Origin of the sequence: Herbaspirillum sp. RV1423 (assembly GCF_000577615.1) — a bacterium.
In the GTDB taxonomy this organism is placed as follows: Bacteria; Pseudomonadota; Gammaproteobacteria; order Burkholderiales; family Burkholderiaceae_D; genus Herbaspirillum.
Genome location: NZ_CBXX010000024.1, coordinates 40,763 through 60,295, shown reverse-complemented (window position 1 = coordinate 60,295; position 19,533 = coordinate 40,763). Strand labels below are relative to the sequence as shown.

The 19,533-nt window shown below is 52.6% G+C and carries 16 protein-coding genes; 7 read left to right on the top strand and 9 right to left on the bottom strand.

The window, feature by feature from the left end; genetic code table 11:
• Nucleotides 1–169: 169 nt before the first annotated feature.
• Together RV1423_RS19160 and RV1423_RS19155 are read right to left on the bottom strand one after the other, a co-directional pair.
• Nucleotides 170–1,543, bottom strand: coding sequence for a hypothetical protein (locus RV1423_RS19160; RefSeq protein ID WP_034300098.1), 1,374 nt, complete (start codon nucleotides 1,541–1,543; stop codon nucleotides 170–172).
• Between the two features lie 95 nt (nucleotides 1,544–1,638).
• A complete protein-coding gene (locus RV1423_RS19155; protein WP_155835168.1) occupies nucleotides 1,639–2,274 on the bottom strand; it encodes a hypothetical protein in 636 nt (211 codons plus the stop codon).
• A 417-nt stretch (nucleotides 2,275–2,691) separates the two neighbouring features.
• Between RV1423_RS19155 and RV1423_RS29945 the strand changes: the two genes are divergently transcribed.
• On the top strand, nucleotides 2,692–3,312 hold the full coding sequence (locus RV1423_RS29945; protein WP_155835167.1) for a hypothetical protein: 621 nt from the start codon (nucleotides 2,692–2,694) through the stop codon (nucleotides 3,310–3,312).
• A 720-nt stretch (nucleotides 3,313–4,032) separates the two neighbouring features.
• Here RV1423_RS29945 and RV1423_RS19145 read toward each other — a convergent pair.
• Nucleotides 4,033–4,440: a hypothetical protein gene (locus RV1423_RS19145; RefSeq protein WP_155835166.1), complete on the bottom strand. Its 408-nt coding sequence runs from the start codon at nucleotides 4,438–4,440 to the stop codon at nucleotides 4,033–4,035.
• A 143-nt stretch (nucleotides 4,441–4,583) separates the two neighbouring features.
• Nucleotides 4,584–5,102 carry a hypothetical protein gene (locus RV1423_RS30400; RefSeq protein ID WP_197034964.1) on the bottom strand — a complete coding sequence of 173 codons (519 nt, stop codon included), beginning with the start codon at nucleotides 5,100–5,102 and terminating at the stop codon, nucleotides 4,584–4,586.
• 511 nt (nucleotides 5,103–5,613) lie between these two features.
• On the opposite strand from RV1423_RS30400, the gene RV1423_RS19140 reads away from it, so the two are divergent.
• From RV1423_RS19140 to RV1423_RS19120, 6 genes are all read left to right on the top strand, one after another.
• Nucleotides 5,614–6,801 (top strand): porin, encoded by a 1,188-nt coding sequence (locus RV1423_RS19140; RefSeq protein WP_034300056.1) that lies wholly within the window; start codon nucleotides 5,614–5,616, stop codon nucleotides 6,799–6,801.
• Nucleotides 6,802–7,081: 280 nt separating this feature from the next.
• On the top strand, nucleotides 7,082–7,219 hold the full coding sequence (locus RV1423_RS29940) for a hypothetical protein (protein ID WP_155835165.1): 138 nt from the start codon (nucleotides 7,082–7,084) through the stop codon (nucleotides 7,217–7,219).
• 228 nt (nucleotides 7,220–7,447) lie between these two features.
• Nucleotides 7,448–9,028 carry a tetratricopeptide repeat protein gene (locus RV1423_RS19135; protein ID WP_034300054.1) on the top strand — a complete coding sequence of 527 codons (1,581 nt, stop codon included), beginning with the start codon at nucleotides 7,448–7,450 and terminating at the stop codon, nucleotides 9,026–9,028.
• A 341-nt stretch (nucleotides 9,029–9,369) separates the two neighbouring features.
• Nucleotides 9,370–10,344, top strand: coding sequence for a TRAP transporter substrate-binding protein (locus RV1423_RS19130; RefSeq protein ID WP_034300052.1), 975 nt, complete (start codon nucleotides 9,370–9,372; stop codon nucleotides 10,342–10,344).
• A 47-nt stretch (nucleotides 10,345–10,391) separates the two neighbouring features.
• Nucleotides 10,392–12,560 carry an ATP-binding protein gene (locus tag RV1423_RS19125; RefSeq protein ID WP_034300051.1) on the top strand — a complete coding sequence of 723 codons (2,169 nt, stop codon included), beginning with the start codon at nucleotides 10,392–10,394 and terminating at the stop codon, nucleotides 12,558–12,560.
• A complete protein-coding gene (locus tag RV1423_RS19120) occupies nucleotides 12,557–13,921 on the top strand; it encodes a response regulator (RefSeq protein WP_081768892.1) in 1,365 nt (454 codons plus the stop codon). Before RV1423_RS19125 ends, RV1423_RS19120 begins: the two co-directional genes overlap by 4 nt.
• Nucleotides 13,922–13,981: 60 nt before the next feature.
• Here the strand turns inward: RV1423_RS19120 and RV1423_RS19115 are convergent, their stop codons facing one another.
• The 5 genes from RV1423_RS19115 to paaH all read right to left on the bottom strand — a co-directional run bounded on the left by RV1423_RS19115 (nucleotide 13,982) and on the right by paaH (nucleotide 19,532).
• Nucleotides 13,982–14,776 carry an enoyl-CoA hydratase-related protein gene (locus RV1423_RS19115; RefSeq protein WP_034300049.1) on the bottom strand — a complete coding sequence of 265 codons (795 nt, stop codon included), beginning with the start codon at nucleotides 14,774–14,776 and terminating at the stop codon, nucleotides 13,982–13,984.
• A gap of 14 nt (nucleotides 14,777–14,790) precedes the next feature.
• Nucleotides 14,791–15,993 (bottom strand): 3-oxoadipyl-CoA thiolase, encoded by a 1,203-nt coding sequence (gene pcaF, locus RV1423_RS19110; RefSeq protein ID WP_034300047.1) that lies wholly within the window; start codon nucleotides 15,991–15,993, stop codon nucleotides 14,791–14,793.
• A 78-nt stretch (nucleotides 15,994–16,071) separates the two neighbouring features.
• Nucleotides 16,072–17,415, bottom strand: a complete 1,344-nt coding sequence (gene paaK / locus RV1423_RS19105; RefSeq protein ID WP_034300045.1) for a phenylacetate--CoA ligase PaaK — start codon at nucleotides 17,413–17,415, stop codon at nucleotides 16,072–16,074.
• A 70-nt stretch (nucleotides 17,416–17,485) separates the two neighbouring features.
• Complete coding sequence (gene paaI, locus RV1423_RS19100; protein WP_034300043.1) at nucleotides 17,486–17,992, bottom strand: hydroxyphenylacetyl-CoA thioesterase PaaI; 507 nt, start codon at nucleotides 17,990–17,992, stop codon at nucleotides 17,486–17,488.
• Nucleotides 17,985–19,532 carry a 3-hydroxyacyl-CoA dehydrogenase PaaH gene (paaH, locus tag RV1423_RS19095; RefSeq protein ID WP_034300041.1) on the bottom strand — a complete coding sequence of 516 codons (1,548 nt, stop codon included), beginning with the start codon at nucleotides 19,530–19,532 and terminating at the stop codon, nucleotides 17,985–17,987. Before paaH ends, paaI begins: the two co-directional genes overlap by 8 nt.
• Nucleotide 19,533: the final 1 nt, after the last annotated feature.

Genomic DNA, 19,533 nt, shown 5'->3' with positions numbered 1-19,533 from the left:
TCCAGCCACTTATCCAAGTCAACTGTATCGTACACACAACGACGACCAAGCCGGACGAACGGCACACCCAGTTCGTTCAGGAGGGTGACGCCAATTCCGAGATAGAGTGCTGCTTGCTCCTTGGACAAACACCGAGCAACAGGCAAAGGCAGGCCAGATTGCTCCATGATTATTCGCCGTCGCTTGCTTTGCGATAGGCATCGGCAGCAGCGTTTAAGCGCTTGGCATTTTTCTCTTGTTCCGAGAGTTGGTCCGCATTCATTGCCCGGTTGTACTGGCGAATTTTGAGTGCGACCTTATCCCAAATGTACTCAGAGAAGGACTGACCAAACAGAAAGGCTTTTTCTTCGTGATAGAGATAAAGCTCTTCACGGAACAGCGCGAGCCCTTGGTCGAAGTCATAGACCCCTTGCGCAGCCATGAATGAGGTCAGCGAACTCAGCCCATGTGTCATGAGCCAATCGCGCCCCGGCTCACGGGAAATCGGAAACGTGCGCGATAGCTGGCCGCCTTCCTCTTCCCAGCCAATGGAGGTGAGCAAGGCCCAGAGAGGATGCGTAGGCCAGCGGCTGCGTGTAGCGTCAGCGGCATTGGGTTCAGTCAGGCGTAGCCATTCGGTCGTGGCGTAACTCCAAATACTACCCAAGTGCTCCATCACGGCGTCGAAGCCTTTAATCTTGAGTTGGCTAATCGCTTCCTGCTTCAACTCGAATTCAAGACGCCAGACACGCGTAGAACCGTCCCAGCCAGCTTTCTTCCACAAGGGGAATAGATACTCCTTCTTGCTTTGAGTAACGACCTCTAACACCTTGTCGTAAAGCCGAGCCCCGATTGCACCACCCAGGCCAATTGTCCAACCGGTGAATTGTCCGCTGACGGAATAGGCATTGATCTGATGTGCTCGCGTCACCCATGCTACGCGATCCCAGCTTTCCATATTGACGGAGGAAACGAAATCGACGAACAAGTCGATACGGCTAACTTTGGGCTCTTCCATGTCATGACTGATCGATGCCAGCAGATCATCCAGCTCTTCCACAATTTCCCATGGCGTACGGGCAGTGAGGTATTGGCTGGAGATTTTCACGTAAGCCATTGGTACGGCTTTCGAGCCGGACTTGGCGATATGGATACGGAAAGCATTGTCTTCGAGAATAAAGGCGAACAATCCTGTTCCCTTGTCCTTGACCTCGAAAATGTGATCACCAATCTTCAACTGAGCAACGGCGACATCTGAAGGTCTCTGCGACTGTGCCAGCTCTTTTAGTCGTCGGAGGGTAATCGTCATCTCCAGCGACAGCTTGCCTTTATAAGAAACATACAGACTGTCCACCCCCCAGCGTAGAGCCTGAAAATACGGCAGGTCAGATACCCCATTGCTATCTATGCTGTTATTAGGTGCTGTGTTACTAGGCAACGCACCTTGTTCCGTCCCACTTTCGGCGGTGTGCGCTGCGCGCACATCCGGCGAAAATGGAACGGCTGATGTTATTTCATCGTCATTACCACGCTTGCCATGCTTACTATCAGATTTGGATTTCATGCAGTTCTCCCGAAAGAGCAAAGCCCAATGCCTTGCTTCGGATACGAACTTTATGAATCAGGACGCCTGCTGACGACCACCTAAAAATGCAGTTTTTAGGTGGTGGCGTGAGTGGTCATGTACTGATCTGCGAATTTACGTAGATTCTTCATCACATCGCCATTACGGGAATCCGATGCATATAGATCGAGTTGCTCAACAAACAACTCGTAGAGTTGATCATTCGTTAGCCTCTCGGCTTTTGCTTCAGTGAGGACTCGGAGAATCAATCGCATTTTCTTAAAATTGGCTTGTTCTCGTTTTTGAAGTCGAGAATTCAGAGCGCTTTTCAATTTCCGCATAAAAGACTTGTCGTCCAACATGCAGGCCAAGCTGATTCGGGCCATTACACTCGGACATCCGATAACCGTGGAATCAAGTCGTAGCGCATTGAAGAGTGAGCGATCATCTCCTGCCCGAACTTTGGCAATTAGATCGTTAAGATGGCAACCGAAGGCGAGAACGCAGCGAAGCGAGTTGTACAAGGACGTCGCTAAACCAAAGAAGCTGATTAAGTTTTTTTGAGCATCTTCAAGCTCTTCGGGTGTCATTGTTGCAATCTGAATTTCGATCTGATCGTCCATTTTTTCGAAAGACTCGGCCATTGCAACAACTTGATTAGGCGAGTTGGAAATTTGATGTATCTCCTCTTCGAAGCCGTATCTAACGGCGAAGGCAGAAACATGTTCCATGATGGGAAGTTCGTAGAATGAACACCACGATATGACCTGACTCGGTGAGTCGTACAACTTACTAATTTTCTGTTGTAGAAGCCGCTTTGCCTCTGTCATTTCATTTTCTAATAAAGGTAGAAAAGATAAGAGCAAGCGAAGGTCGTCGTTAGTTAGCTTTTGAACATTCATATTTTCCCCGATTTTAGCTATGGGTATGAATGTACTTACGCTGCAACATGAATGCCTGAAAAATTGATGAAAAATGAGAATTGAGCCCAACTATTTTTACTCTTAAGTCTTGGTGGCTCAGATTTTATTTCGGGAGAAGATGCGGAGTTACGGCTTTTAGGTTGTCCGATGTACACTCAGGAGACTACTATCGAGACTCGTGGAATGGTGGTCATTGATATTCGTTAGCCTAGCTTGGGAGTTTGAATGAAAACGACTCAGTTTAAGAGCCTTGTTTTAGTCGCTATAGCTGTTTTCCTAACAGCTTCTATCCATATAGACGAAGCGCATGCAACTCCAAAAGAACAAGAAGAAGCAGAACTTGCAGTCTCCAGAATACAGCGCGCTGGATTCACATGTGAAGGCAAATATGACTTTTACAAACGAGAACTATTTGACTCGATAGTGTGCTCAGGAAAACAATACAATATTCGATTGGAAGGGAACAATGTAGTCGTTTGGAGTGAGCCTACTCTTTTTTCAAACTCCAAAACAAAAAACATCCCGCTAGAAAACGACTTGCTAGAAAAACGCGACTATGAAAATGCTGAAAAACTCGCTGCTTTAAAAGATTTCAATAAGAATCAGCGTAAGGACGCATCTAGCATCATCCCATTTGAACAGTCCGCTGTCATATCTCTGCCAGGTAGCGATAGCCAAATAAACTTGGTCCGCGCTGTTGCTGCGGTAGCCAGTTACCAAGTTCGTTGCAATTCGATTTCTCAGGTAACTTATAACGGCCCCGGTTCTGCAATGGTCATTTGTGACCGTGGCCAGTACATATACCGAGTGGATTTCGTTCAAGATCGCGCATACGTCTATATGTAAATGTCAATGCATTGCCGTCTTGTCGCAGTCCCTGAAGTATTTAATGGTGGCGTCTTCCTGCTAGATAGGGGCAAGTCTTAAACGTGGCCCTACTTGGAATTATTCGATGCAGGTATCTCTGTAAAACTCGATTTTCTGTACGTGGAACGTGACGACTTCCCCCGTTTGTTGGCGAAACGTGACGAGTGAGGGCGAGCCAATAATCAATAAAATCAATGAGTTAACCAAACTCATAATCCGTTGGTGCCGTGTTCGACTCACGGGGGGGGCACCAGTACAGAAGCGGCTTAGTGCCTTATCGCGCTAAGCCGCTTTTTCCTTTTTTGTTGTTATGTTTCCAGAATTTCGTCGTAAATCAGTAGGTCAGTAGGCGCAGCGAAGGTGGTTTTTGTGGCTTTAGGCTACAAATGCAATAGTTTTCACCTCTCAGCCCCGAGCAGTCGACTCATAATCGATTGGTACCTCGATTCGACTCCGAGGGGGCCACCAAACACCCTAGAAGCCACTCTTTGAAGTGGCTTTTTTTCGCCTTCTTGATCGCCTGGCTGTCGCCAGCCCGGGTGAGAAGGCGGGCTAGCCGTTGCCTACGGTCAAGGTCGGGCAGTCGTTGAGTGCGCTGATTGCGGTCAGTGTGCTCATACCCTATCTGGAGCATGAAGCGTTTGACTAAATCAACGTCACGCGAGAGACCCTGCGTATCTCTACAGGGCACTGCGGCAGTTACATCCAACGGTTCGCGAGATCGCCAAAACCCCAAACGAAAGTGGCAAGCATTAGTGCAACAGAATCAACCACCCGGACTACTTTCACAACCTGCGTGGTGTTGCGCTTCAACTTCTCCTCGACTGCCTCTTGAGATTTGGGGCCAGTAATTGGTAAATTATCTGTGACTCGCTTGAATTTTTCTGCGGTGGCCCTCTCACTTGTTTCCAGCACCTGGCGATAGTCATAAAGGGTAAAACCAATAGAGAAAACCGTTGCCGCTGCGGCAGCGCGTGTTAACGGCACGCCTGATGCCTGATCTGAAAGATGCCAGCCGATTGCATAACAAGTAATCGAAATTATCACATTGATACCAGACGGAATCGCGTATCGCCAAAGAGACCAGAAACGCTTGATTGCCTGCATGCTTACCTCCATCAAATTATCAATGGGAAAGCGGCGAGCTGCTCTCCTTATCTCTGCGAGTGGCTGGGTGCCGAAAGAATTTCAGCACGTTCTTAGTTTAGCCGTATCACGATCCTTGTGCTTGGCCTCGTTGAGTTGCAGCGTCAAGGCTTCCAACGCCATTTGGAGCAAGCGGATACGGTCGTAAAGCTCGCCGCGCTTCTTGTCATAGTGCGGCTCGTTGAGCGGTATGCGTTCATATGCCTGCATGCACGGTGTAATTGCAACATTTCCCTCCTTTCTATGTAACGCCGCCGTTGGTTTCGCGCCATCGGAGCAATCACGGGCTCCGCCGGATCGTGTTCACACATGCCGTGGCGCTTCAAAGCATACCGGCACGCCGACGTGAGATAGCGAATGCGATTGCGCAGAGTCGCAGCCGAGATCTGCTTGGCGTTCTTCTCCTGTTCCGAGAGTTGAGTCGCATTCATTGCTTGGTTGTACTGGCAGATTTTGAGCGCGACCTTATCCCAAATATAATCGAAGAACGACCGACCGAAGAGGCGCGCCTTCTCTTCGCGATAGATGCAAAGCTCCTCTCCAAAGAGCGCCAAGCCTTGATTGGAATCGCAGATGCATTGCGATGCCATGAACGAAGTCAGCGAACTCAAACCAGGTGTCATTAGCCAGTCCTTTCCCGGCTTTCGGGAAACAGGAACGGTGTGCGATAGCTCGCCGTCTTCCTCTTTTCAATCAATCGAGGCAGGCAAGGTCCACAGGGCATGAATAGGCCAGCGACTGCGTGTAGCATCAGAAGGATCGGGTTCCGTCTGTCGTAGCCATTCGGTGGTGATGTGACCCAAGATGTCGCCAAAAATGTCCATCATGGCGTCAAAACCCCTGCTGATATTCAGGCGCCTGAGCAGATGTCTATTCGCTTTTCGGCATCGGATATGAACCATATGAAGCGTGTATTTCGCGACCGGATATGCGCACAGGACGGACCATATGCATCGTCGTAGATTGAGAATCTCATCGAGAAAAAAATACAACATATGCCATTTATTTTATTGATCTGATCTAAAAAAATACTTCTATAAACCAAGTTGAAGTCATGCAGCATCAGAAGCTTTAATGTCTGTGCATCCGACTGAAGTACGGATCCTCAAGACTATTTTTATAGAAGGATTTCAAATGAAAAAATCTTTGCTGGCACTCGCTGTTCTGGGCGCATTCGCAGGCGCTGCTCAAGCGCAAAGTACTGTAAGCATCTACGGCATCATTGATACCGGCGTTGTTTACCAAAGCAAGGTGGCAACCACCGCAGGCGACACCGGCAGCAAGTTCAGCCTCAACTCCGGCGTCATCCAAGGTTCGCGTATTGGTTTCAAGGGCGTTGAAAATCTGGGCGGCGGTCTGAACGCAGTGTTCAACCTGGAAACCGGTTTCTCTAACGACACCGGCGGCCTGCAAGGATCGGACGCCGTCAGCGGCTCGAACCTGTTCCGCCGCAAGTCGGTGGTGGGTCTGTCCGGCGACTTCGGCACTGTGTTGCTTGGTCGTCAAACCGACTTCGCCGACACGCTCTCCGTTTACACCTCGGTTAACGAATTCGGTGGCTGGACAGGTAATGTCGGCCACAACCTGGATCGCGTGGAAGGCACCCGTACCAATAACTCGATTTCTTACACCACTACTAACCTGAGTGGCATCACCGGTAACCTGCTGTACGGCTTCGGCGAACAAGCAGGCAAGACTTCCGCTGGCCAATCCTTCGGTGCCGGCCTGAAGTACGATAATGGCCCACTGGGTCTCGGCCTGAGTTACTACCAGTCCAAGGCTAACGGTAGCTCGCCCTCTGATGTCAGCTTGATTCCAGCAACTGCAACTACCGTGACCCCAAATACTCTGGCCGCGAACCAAGGCAGCACAGCTTACAAAGGCTGGAACCTGGTTGCTTCGTACCAGTTTGGTCCAGCACGTGTGTATGGTAACTGGTCGCGCGTCAAGCAAGACCTGAATACCCAGGCGAACCTGACCGCTTCCAGCGTCGGCTCGCTGTCCATCGTGACCAACCGTACACTGGCTCGTTCGAACAAGGCTGACGTGTACGAAATCGGTACTGCCTACTCGCTGACTCCAGCGTTGAAGCTGTTGGGTGCCGTGCAACACACCCGCGCTCAATTTGACGGCGTGTCGGGCAAAGGCAAGCTGACAGCATACAACTTGGGTACCGATTACTCGCTGTCGAAGCGTACGGATCTGTATGCATTCGCAACATACATTCGCGCCACAGATATCGTCAACACCGGTATATCCGACAGCACTGGCGTCGCTGGTAACCAAGCGGCTGTGGCAGTAGGTATTCGCCACAAGTTCTAATCTATTGTCGTAGTTCGTTCGACAGTAGTCGGGACGCAAGAGAAGGGCACTGCATGGATTTCATGCGGTGCCCTTTTTCATTTTTTTCATCGACGAAAAATAGAAAATCATTTCTGCTTTCGTAATAATGTATTGAGAAATACGCGCCTAATAAGACGATTGATATCCACTACAATCAAGTCTCATCATCTCGCGTTGAAGATGTGGATTCCAATATGACGATGTCAGATTTCAGGCGGACCTTTTCAACTTTTAACCATGATAGAAACCACGCATCGGCATGGATTTTCATCAGCCTTCGGCAGCGATGGAAATCCATTTCGCCAGCGAGTTATTTGCTCAGGCGCTGCTTGCTTTTCAAACCATCGGCGTCTGCATCAATGTGCATTTAAGTAGCTTGGCTACTGCTTTTTTTTAAAGCGCCAGAGCCAACTTCCGGGTCGATTTACCCATCAAGGAAATTTAAAAAACCGACGCAATTATTTGCGTCGGCGGAGACTCCTTTTGTCTTTTGTAAATCCATTCATCGTCATAACGATTTCATGTTTGAAATTTCTGATGCCTGGCCGCTCCGATTCATTTGTCTGTCTCCTTCCTTCCCCAATCTCCACCTTCACTACGCTCAAGCAAGAAACGACTGACCATCATGGCAACAAGAGAGGAAATGGCGCTTATCAAAGCCGCACGCGCAGGCGAATCCATAGCTCAACTGGCATTGGGAAATCGCTACCTGTATGGCGGAGCTGGTCTGCCGAGAAGCAATAGCACTGCGTTCTATTGGTTGAAACGAGCGGCGCAGCAGGGAGTTGATGACGCCTGGATGACGATAGGAAAGAGTATCTCTTATGAGCAGGTAAAGGAGCTGTCACTTCCGCGCGAAGCTGCAGTGTGGTACGAGAAGGCCTTCGACGCCGGCATTACACACGCCGGGCTCACTTTTGCCCGTCTGGTACTGGATAATACAGAGCAGTTCGACAGCAATAGTCAGGCAAGAGCAATCGGCGCCTTGTCATTTTTGGCCAGTCAAGACGATCATCAGGCGCAGTGGCTTCTTGCGCAGCAAATACGGCAGCACAGTCAGGATGGCGACAGTGCCGGCGACGATGATGATACGGGCAGAAACCCGGAGGCGATGCCTCCGAATGGCGTCCTTACGCTTGAAGAACGATTGATAACGAAGGCGGCGCATGCCGGCATCGAGCAAGCGCAATATGCCCTGCTGGATAAAGCCTGGAGAAAATCCGATTACACCGGTTTTTCCCGTGGCGCTGTTTCACTGGTCGAGAAGTCATTTAAACGAAATGCTGTCGCGGTAACACAACTGAAAAAAGATGCGGAGGTAACCGGCGGCGTATTCCTCTCGTCCGAGGAGTCGGTCCTGTTGCTGCGATTTGGGCAATGGCGTCTGCTGGAAAACCAGCCGGATCTCGTCGAGATCGGACATATCCTAGAATTGGCCGCCCTGGCTGGAAACACTGAGGCACAGCTTGAACTCGGGCTGCTCTACGCAAAAATTGATCGCGATGGCAACAGAGTCTTCATGGAACATGGCCTCGCAAATTTCAAGAAAGCGCTCAAATGGCTCGCCCTCGCAGGCGACGGCGGCTCAGCTTTGGCATGGCATGCGCTGGCCAGAATCCACTCACGCTCTATCTATTCACAGCGAAATCTGGACGTCGCTTTGCAATACCTTGAAAAGGCCGCTAGCCTCGGCCAGGTGGAAGCGCAATATGAGTTCGCCCAAACCTATTGGAGAAACCGACGCGACGATCGGCTCCACGATGTCAAAGCAATTTATTGGTGGCAAAAGGCGGCGGAGCAAGGCAATGAAAACGCAAGGATAGCCCTGCAGGAATTTTCCGTGCAATCGAGTCCAAATACCTGGGCAAGGGATGCAACCGTTCACTTGAGCGAAAAATTAAAGAATTCCAATCCATTTCTTAGCGCGCGGGTTGAGTTGGCTGCGACGTTTGGCTTGAGCAAGCCTGAAGCCCTGCTGATCGATGTTAAGAACGCCGACTATGGTCATTGCCTGGTCGTCGACATTTGCGACTACTATGCGAGGAGCAAGCGGCGCCTGGTGTCCATCGAGACCGAGGTGCAACGTTCCACCCTGAATCGAATCAGTCGTCTGTTCAATGACGTGGATTGCAGTTTCAACGGTCTTGAGGGAAATTACCGACAACGCCAATATCGGTTGAAGACAACGTTTCCAGAACTCACGTAGTTCTTTACCTCGCAGCGTAGCGAAGCTTCCCATCTCTCTTCGGACTCTTTCTTCGGTCGCACAGCCCGATTGCCAATTTGCGATTGGTGCGCTCTGTGGGTAGGGGCATTTTGTCTCTTGTAAATGGCCAGGAAAGAGGCGCATACCGAATGATCCTGGTTAGACCATGGTGTCCCACAGACCTTCCGTAGCGAAAGGCCAGCAGGATTGGCGGTCAGGTTATTGCCGACATTCATGTAACGACAATCTCACAAGTAATCATTAGAATAATGTGGTCTGGTAGTGGTTTGACTTGAAGTGGTGCTAAAAAAACATCGGAACTCAACCAAAGGTGACCGGCCATGAGAATCAATAAAATAATCGTCGGTATATTGCTGTCATTTTCTTCCTTATCGTCGTTCGCGCAAATCAAGCTGGTGTTGGGACACGGGACCGGGCTAAACAGTCCGCGCCAGGTAGCGGCGATGCGTTTCGCGGAAATCGTTAAAAGAGACAGCAATAATCGCATTGAAGTCGAAGTTGCCGGCGCAGCGCGGCTGGGCGATGACGCTGCCATGGTCGACGCGCTGTTGGCCGGGACTTTGGACATGTCGGCCAACAGTCAAGGCGCGGTTTCCGCAGTGGTCCCTGAATATAATGCGTTTGGCATGCCATTTCTCTTTGCCAACGTGACGCAGGCCTGGAAGGTGCTGGATGGGCCTCTGGGCAAAGAACTGGCGCAAAAAACCGCCGCCAAGGGAATGATTGTCTTAGGTTATTGGGACAACGGTATTCGTCAGATGACGAATAACAAGAAACCAATCCGCACGCCTGCGGATATGAAACAAATGAATATCCGTACTCCTCCTGATCAGGTGACCATAGACATCATGGAGGCCCTGGGGGCGAAGGCTCAGCAGATCAAATTTTCCGATCTGTATGCGGCATTACAGCAAGGCATTGTCGATGGTCAGGAAAATCCGCTGGTGAATATCAATGCAGGCAAGCTCTACGAGGTACAAAAATATATTTCACTGACGAATCACAAATATGAAATGACTCCGTTTCTGATGAGCAAACATACCTGGGATGGTTTATCGGAGAACGATCGTCGGATTCTTTTGAATGCCGCAACCCAAGCTACACAACTGCAACGCAAGCTGGCCAAGGAAGAAGAAGAAAAACTGCTGGTGGAATTGAAGAATAAGGGTGTCAGTATCAACAAGGTGCAATTGAAGCCTTTCGTCGATGCCACCAGTGGCGTGACTGAGAAATGGTTTGCCAGTCCCATCGGGGATTTTACAAAACGCGTCGTCAAAGCGGCCCGAGCGAACTGAATCAATAAGACAAAACACTCGCCTGCAATCGCGAACATGATGCTGACATGAAAATAAAAACCGTGCTGGGCAGTGGCTTCGGCGTCATCATCGTGACGGTCATTGGCATCGTCATATTTTCGTTGACTATTTTTTCACGGTTGTCCGAGCAATGGACGGAAATGTCCACGGTAACTGTCAAACGCAATGAATTGCTTCTGAAAAGCTCTATCCATCTTAGTGCTGCGGCCTTGGATTTTGTCGATTACATCCATCGCGGCAGCAATTACGACGAACGTTTCATGCTGGAATTGAATCTGCTCGACGAGCAGCTCCACGCCTATCGAAGCACCGCCGATATGATGCAAGACGAACGGTTATTGCTCGACAAGGCGGAAGCGTTGACGCAGTTATATCGCAAGTCGATGCAAGAGGTGATCAAACAGCGCAGAGCAGGCGTCGATCCGCGCATACTTGAGTTTTCCGCGCAAGGAGAGGAAAACAAACTGATTGAACTGGTATTGCAAAAGCTGACCAGTTTCAGTGCCAGCAAGACAGCCAGCGCAACGAAAAACATCATCGATTTGCTACGTTCGAGCAGGGAAGGCCTGTATTTGGGAATGTCGATTTCGTTACTTGCCACTATTCTGACGGCGCTGCTGGTGATGTATCTGATAAGACAGTACATAAAGGAAAAAGAAAAATCTCTCTTGTCGCTTCTCAACGAAATCAAGGAACGAAAACGTATCGAGGAAGAGCTTAAACAGCACCGCATTCATCTCGAAGAACTGATCGACGAACGCACTTCGGAACTGACCATTGCAAAAGAACGTGCCGAAGTAGCCAATCGTGCAAAAAGTACATTTTTGGCAAGTATGACGCACGAACTACGCACTCCGCTCAACGCGATTCTCGGCTACGCACAAGTTCTCAAGCGCAACAAAAACCTTGGCGAACGCCAACTCGTTGGTCTCAATACGATTTACGATAGCGGCGAACATCTCTTGATGTTAATCACCGACCTGCTGGATTTATCGAAAATCGAAGCCGGTAAGTTCGAACTGTTTCCTTATCCACTTAACTTGCACGAATTTTTAGACGGCATTGGCAATATCATTCGCGTCAAGGCCGAACAAAAGGGGCTTCGTTATATTCTCGATAGCGATCAGACAATACCGACGCTTATGCTCGATGAGAAACGGTTGCGACAGGTAATGCTGAACCTGCTGGGTAACGCAGTGAAATTTACCGATGCCGGCCAAGTTACTTTGCGCGTGTCGGTATTGTCCCAAGATGCGAATGCCATACAGTTGCGGTTTGCCGTTGAAGATACCGGCATCGGCATGGATCCCAGTCAGTTTGAGACCATTTTCCAGCCGTTCGAACAAGTTGGCGAAACGCAACGTCGCTTCGGCGGAACCGGCTTGGGTCTGTCGATAAGTCGGCAACTTGTGCGACTGATGGATGGCGATATCACCATATCGAGCCAACTTGGCGTCGGCAGCATATTTCAGTTCACTTTACTGCTTCCGATCGCGACCGCTGATGTTGCCGCTCCGCTGCCAACCTTGCCGGTCATTGCTTATCAAGGACCACGGAAAAGAATCCTGGTGGTAGACGATATCGCAGCAAACAGGGAAATGCTAAGTGATATGCTGGGTGGACTCGGATTCGAAATCTACCTTGCGGTCGATGGCCAAGACGGTGTAACACAGGCGCAGCAACTGCACCCCGATCTGATCCTGATGGATATCGTGATGCCGGTGATGAACGGACTCGATGCGACGCGCAAGATTCGAGAATTGCCGGAAACGGGCAATATCCCAGTCATTGCCATTTCCGCCAGCGTGACCTCGGAAGATGAACAGAAGAGTCTGGATGCCGGCGTTAATTTCTTTATGAAAAAACCCGTGCAGCAGGAAATTCTTGTACATAAAATGAACGAGTATCTCAAAGTACCGCTGGTTTATGACCATACGCTTGCCGCGATTGCTCCACAAGCAGAGAGCGATGAGCGTATTCTGATCATTCCTCCCATGGAGGAGATTGATATCTTGTATCAAATGGCATTAGCCGGCGACATGCGAAAAATTCGTCAACGTGCGGATTATCTTGATACCTTGGACCGCGCATATCATCCCTTTGCTGAAAAATTGCGCCAATTGGCCAAAACCTATCAATCGAAGACGCTATTGAGCGTGATAGAAAAATATGTGCGCCGAACATCGTCGCAATGACTAATGTCGATATGTCAACTATGGTAGAGCCAGCAAGCCTGTCAATCCCGTCAGCATCAGCCACTATTCTGGTGGTGGACGACACGCTCGCCAATATTGGCGTATTGACCGATTTCCTGGAAAGTCAGGACTTCACGGTGGTAGTGGCGCAAGACGGCGAAGAAGGTTTGCAACGGGCTCAATATGTCTTGCCAAACCTGATCTTGCTCGATGTCATGATGCCGGGGATGGACGGATTTGAAATGTGTCGCCGATTAAAAAAGAACGAAGCAACGCGCGATATCCCAGTGATATTCATGACAGCGTTAACCGATACGACGAATATAGTGACCGGATTTGACGTCGGAGGGATCGACTACGTCACCAAACCGATTGAAATCGAAGAGGTGTTGGTACGTATCAGAACGCATCTTCGATTACAAGAAATGCAAAAACAAGTGAGTACGCAAAATGCCAAATTGCAGCAGGAGGTGAGTACGCGTGTCCTTGCAGAACAGGCTTTGCAAGTGGAAAGCAATAAGCAGCATCAGCTCATTCTCCAATTGCAGGAGGCGCAGAACCAGTTGCTTCAATCGGAAAAAATGGCGTCACTCGGACAATTGGCGGCAGGGGTTGCTCACGAAATAAACAATCCGATTGGCTTTGTCAGTTCAAATCTCAACTCCTTGCGTCAATACGTTGGTGTCTTGTTCGGCCTGATTGACAGCTACGAGAAACTCCTTGTGCAGTATCCGTCGACAGCACCGGAAATAGAGCAACTCAAAAAACATGCCGACATGGTTTTTTTGAAAACGGATACAGATGAATTGATGGCAGAGTCGCAGGATGGTTTGAAACGCGTCAAAGATATCGTGCAATCGTTAAAAGACTTTTCGCATAGAGGGGTCAGCGAGTGGGTGTTTGCGGATTTGCATCATGGCTTGGACAGCACCTTGAACATTGTTAACAATGAAATCAAATATAAAGCCAGTGTGGTCAAGAAATACGGCGTTCTGCCTCCGGTCAAATGCATTGCATCCCAACTAAATCAGGTCTTCATGAACCTGCTCGTCAATGCTGCACATGCGATTGAAAAACGTGGAGTGATCACCATTTGCACCGGCACTGAAGGGGACCAGGTCTGGATAAAAATCAGCGACAACGGTGCAGGTATTCCTCCCGAGAATTTGACGCGAATTTTCGACCCGTTTTTTACTACCAAACCTATTGGCAGCGGTACTGGGCTTGGCTTGTCCTTATCCTATGGAATAGTCAGTAATCATCGCGGAAGAATCGAAGTGAGCAGCGAACTCAATGTCGGTACGTCTTTCACGATTCATTTGCCGATAGATCCACTCTTTGTCGACGTTAAAGAGGATTGAACCGTCAGCGGAACGGCGCTTAACTCTTCCGCATGGAAGTCCTTGATCGATCATTCACCATCAGCGCCCGGTGAACTGCGCCGCGCGTTTTTCCTTGAATGCAGCAATTCCTTCGCGCCGGTCCTCGCTGGCCGCCAGCAAAGAAAAAGATTTTCGCTCCAGATTCAATCCCGCCTCCAATCCCAGTTCATAAGACTTGAGCATGGCTTCCTTCGCCAGCCGCAACGCCAGCGGGGACTTCGCAGCAATAGTATTGGCCAGCGCCAGCGTACGTTCCAAGGTCTGCTCGTCGTCGACGACTTCGGCTATCAGCCCTGCGGCCAACGCTGCGTCGGCCGACAGGAACTCTCCGCTCAGCACCATCTTCATCGCCAGCGGCTTGCCGACAGTGCGAATCAGGCGCTGCGTGCCGCCTGCGCCAGGGATGGTGCCAAGGTTGATTTCCGGCTGGCCGATCTTGGCGCTGCGACCGGCAATCGCGATGTCTGCATGCATCAGCATTTCGCAGCCAGCCCCCAACGCGTAGCCGTTGACCGCCGCCAGCAAAGGCTTGGAGAAATTCGCGATCGTTTTCCAGTATTGCGGGCGCACATCGAGCAGGGCGCCGATGGCATCGGTATGTGCCATTTCATTGATATCGGCGCCGGCGGCAAACACTTTCGCGCCGCCGGTGATGATCACGGCGCGGATGCTGTCGTCGGCTTCCGCCAGTGTCAGCTCTGCGGCGATTTCGCGCAGACTGTTGTTGCGCAGCGCATTGCGCACGTCCGGACGGTTGAGCGTGATCAGCAGGACGTGCGCGCCGCCGAGTTCAGTCAGGATGTCCTGGCGGCTTGAAGTGGCTTGATCGATCATGGCGAAGCAAGCGATCAGACGCGTTCGATGATGATGGCGATGCCCTGGCCCACGCCGATGCACATGGTGCACAGCGCGTAGCGGCCATTGGTGCGTTCGAGCTGATTGAGCGCGGTCGTGATCAGGCGCGCGCCCGATGCGCCCAGCGGGTGACCGATGGCGATCGCACCGCCGTTCGGATTCACGTGCGCGGCGTCGTCCGGCAGGCCGAGATCGCGTGTCACCGCCAGACCTTGCGCGGCGAAGGCTTCATTGAGCTCGATCACATCCATCTGTTCCAGCTTCAGGCCGGTCTGCGCCAATACCTTGCGCGACGCAGGCGATGGGCCGAAACCCATGATACGCGGCGCCAGACCCGCGGTCGCCATGCCCAAAACCTTGGCGCGCGGCTTCAGCTTGAAACGATCGACTGCGGCGGCCGATGCCAGGAGCACGGCACAAGCGCCGTCGTTGACGCCTGAGGCATTGCCAGCAGTGACGGTGCCGTCGGGACGGACGACACCCTTGAGGCGACCGAGCGTTTCGAGGGTAGTGTCAGGGCGCGGATGTTCGTCGTCCTTGACGATCTTCGGGTCGCCTTTCTTTTGCGGAATGACGACGGGCACAATTTCGTTGTTGAAAAATCCCGCCGCATGAGCTGCCGCCCAACGCTGCTGGCTGCGCACGGCAAACGCGTCCTGGTCGGCGCGGCCGACCTTGAATTCATCTGCAACGTTTTCAGCGGTTTCGGGCATTGAATCGATGCCGTACTTGGCCTTCATAAGCGGATTGACGAAGCGCCAGCCGATGGTGGTGTCTTCGACTTTCGATGTGCGCGAAAAAGCGGATTCCGCCTTCGGCATCACGAAAGGTGCGCGCGTCATGCTTTCCACGCCGCCGGCGATGACCAAATTGCATTCGCCTGCCTTGATGCTGCGCGCGGCCATGCCGACCGCATCCATGCTTGAGCCGCACAAGCGGTTGACTGTGGTGCCCGGAACTTCCACCGGCAACCCTGCCAGCAGGCCGGCCATGCGCGCGACGTTGCGGTTGTCTTCACCGGCCTGGTTGGCGCAGCCGTAGATAATGTCGTCGACGGCGGTCCAGTCGATACCAGGATTGCGTTCCATCAGCGCGCGGATCGGCAGCGCAGCGAGGTCGTCAGCGCGCACGCCGGAAAGAACGCCGCCGAAGCGGCCGAAAGGGGTGCGTATGGCATCGCAGATAAAAGCTTCCATGTTATTCCTTGCTTGTTGCCAGATAGGTTAATGAGTGAAAAGCGTGACCATGTGCTGCAGTACAGTCGGCAGTCGGGTTCAGATCGCACCAACGGGAGGTTCATGCACCACCTTCGGGCGCTGGTCTATCACGCGCTTGCTCTTGCCGACGGCGGAGCGTTCAATTTTTCCGCTCGGAACAATTTGAATCATCGTCGTAACACCCACATAGGTCTTGATGTGGTGCTGCAGTTCGCGGGCGAGCACTTCAATATCGCCGGATGACAACGACACATCAGGACGCAGTTCCACAGTCACACCGAGCGTATCCAGGTGGCCGTTACGCCCCACTAGGAGTTGGTACTGCGGTGCCAGCTTCGGCATTTTTAGAATGATCTCTTCGATTTGGGTGGGGAACACGTTGACGCCGCGGATGATCAACATGTCGTCGGAGCGGCCGGTAATCTTGCCGATGCGGCGCATTGAACGCGAAGTCGCCGGCAACAGGCGCGTCAGGTCGCGTGTACGGTAACGGATGATCGGCAGCGCTTCCTTGGTCAACGAGGTGAACACCAGCTCGCCGTCGGAACCGTCGGGCAGCACTTCGCCGGTTTCGGGGTTGATGATTTCCGGATAGAAATGGTCTTCCCAAATTACCGGTCCGTCCTTGCTTTCGATGCATTCGCTGGCCACGCCCGGCCCCATGACTTCCGACAAACCGTAGATGTCGACCGCATCGATGCCTGCTCGCGCCTCGATTTCGGCGCGCATGGCGTCAGTCCACGGTTCGGCGCCAAAGATACCGACTTTAAGAGAACTGTCGACGGCGTCGAGTCCCTGGCGCTGGAACTCTTCAATGATGTTGAGCATATAGGATGGCGTCACCATGATGACGCTGGGCTTGAAATCCTGGATTAGCTGGACCTGCTTTTCCGTCTGTCCGCCCGACATGGGGACCACCGTGCAACCCAGCTTTTCGGCGCCGTAATGCGCGCCCAGGCCACCGGTGAACAACCCGTATCCGTAAGAAATGTGAACGATGTCGCCTTTACGGCCGCCGGCTGCGCGAATCGAGCGCGCCACCACAGTGGCCCAAGTGTCGATGTCGTTCTGGGTATAGCCAACCACCGTCGGTTTTCCCGTGGTTCCGCTTGAGGCGTGTACGCGAACAACCTGTTCACGCGGCACGGCGAACATATTGAAGGGATAGTTTTCCCGAAGATCTTTCTTTCCGGTAAATGGAAACCTGGCCAGATCAGCCAGCGTCTTCAGATCGTCCGGATGGACGCCTGCGGCGTCAAACGAGGCACGATAGTGGGGAACGTTGTCATAAGCGTGCTTGAGGGACCATTTCAGCCGTTCCAGTTGCAGTGCTTGCAATTCGTCTTTGCTGGCGGTTTCGATGGTTTCCAAGTCGCCTGGTTGTGGGGTGCGTTGGGGCATAGTAATCTCCGTTTTTCTACTCTATCTTGCACTCTATTGAGTGCGCTTTGTTATAACAATTTGAAGCTAATTAGGATGCAGCGGGGGCCCGAGATAACAGGGTCGCATCGAGTCCCGCAATCACATCGCCTCTGATGCGATAAGACTTGCCGCGAAACAAGGCAATGCGTTTTCCGTGCTGGTTGCTCACGGTGATGTCATAGACGCCCGTTCGCCCTGCCAGCGCTTGTTCGATGGCCTCTGCCGTCAGTACATCGTTGACGGCGCCTGGCGCCAGATACTCAATATTGCACGCCGAAGCGACGGTGGTCTGATTGCGGCTGTTGCAAGAGAACGCAAACGCGCTGTCCGCCAGTGCAAAGATGAATCCGCCGTGACAAGAAGAATGACCGTTGAGCATGTCCGAGCGTACCAACATGGAAAGTCGCGCATAACCTGGACGCACTTCATGAATCTTGATGCCCAGCGACTGGGTGGCGTTGTCGCGTGCATACATCGCTTTCGCGGTGGCTTCCGCCAGCGCCTGAGCGTCTTCAGGACTTAAGGCAGCGGCGGGGTTGGTTGCAACTTCAGACATGGAATCGTCCTCCACTTGAGGTTTTTCTCGTAATCAGCGGCGAGACGCGATAACGGTCTTCGCCATAGGCGGTGGCCAGATGCAACAGCACGTCGGCGATCGTATCAAGGCCAATGGCATCGGCCCACGCCAGGGGACCGCGCGGATAATTGACGCCCTTTTTCATTGCCATGTCGGCGTCAGCGATGCTGCACACACCCTGATTTACAGTATCGGCGGCCTCGTTGGCCAGCATCGCCACGGTACGCATGACTACCATCCCGGGGACGTCGTCCAGGCGCGAGACGGCAAAGCCTGCCGCCTGCAGCAATGCGACGATGTCGGAATAGGCCGTGTCGCCGCATTGATCAGCGCGCGTCACAGCGATGCGCCCGGCATTGTTGAAGTCGAGCGCCAGATCGATCAGCACGGTGTCGGCGTGACGGTTGTCGGCGGCACGTTGGGTGGCGCTGCGGCCGTCCGTCAAATAGGCTTTGGCGCTGCCGCACCGGAGCACCAGATTGTCGGCGCCAAAGAGGGCGTCGCTACGCTCTACACTGACGTTTGTCAGGCGTGCCGCCAGCGCTTCAGCCAACGGGCTGGCGCCGAAGACTTGTACAGGATGCATGGGCAGCGGCATGGCAGCTTCGGTCATCGGCGCCGGCGCAGCGGCGTTCTCGCCATAGCGGTAAAAACCGCGTCCGCTCTTGCGACCAAGAAAACCTGCGTTGACCAGTTCCTGCTGAATCAGCGACGGTGTAAAGCGCGGATCGGTGAAGTAGGCTTGGAACACCGATTGCGTCACCGCAAAATTGACGTCATGGCCGATCAGGTCCATCAACTCGAAAGGCCCCATGCGGAAGCCTCCGGCTTCGCGCATGATGGCGTCGATGGTGGCCGGCTCGCCGGCTTGCTCATTGAGCACGCGTAATGCTTCGGCATAGTAGGGACGCGCCACGCGATTGACGATGAAACCCGGCGTCGATTTGGTGTGCACCGGATTCTTGCCCCAGGCCAGCGCGGTGTCGTACACGCAGGCGGCCACGGCCGCATCGCTGGCCAGTCCGCTGATGATCTCGACCAGCGCCATCAACGGCACAGGGTTGAAGAAATGCATGCCCACAAGACGTTGCGGCAGGCGCAGGGCTGCGCCGATGCTGGTGATGGAAATCGATGAGGTGTTGCTGGCGAAGATGCAATCGTCCGCAACCACGGCTTCGAGCTCGGCGAACAGCTTGCGCTTGACGTCAAGATTTTCCACGATGGCTTCGACCACCAGACCGGCTTCGGCCAGATCCGACAACACCGCTGCCGCGCGCAGGCGGCCCGTCGCTGCGCTCGCCTCGTCGGCGGTCATGCGTCCTTTGCCTGCCAGCTTGCCGAACATCTCGCCGATATCGACGATCGCCTTGGCGACCGCCTCGGGCCGCGTGTCGAACAGTTGCACGGCGTAGCCGGCTGCTGCCGCCACCTGTGCAATGCCGGCTCCCATCGCGCCGCTGCCGATGACGGCAACGGTGCGCGAGCGCGCCAGCGCTTTTGAATTACTCGTGCCAGGCATG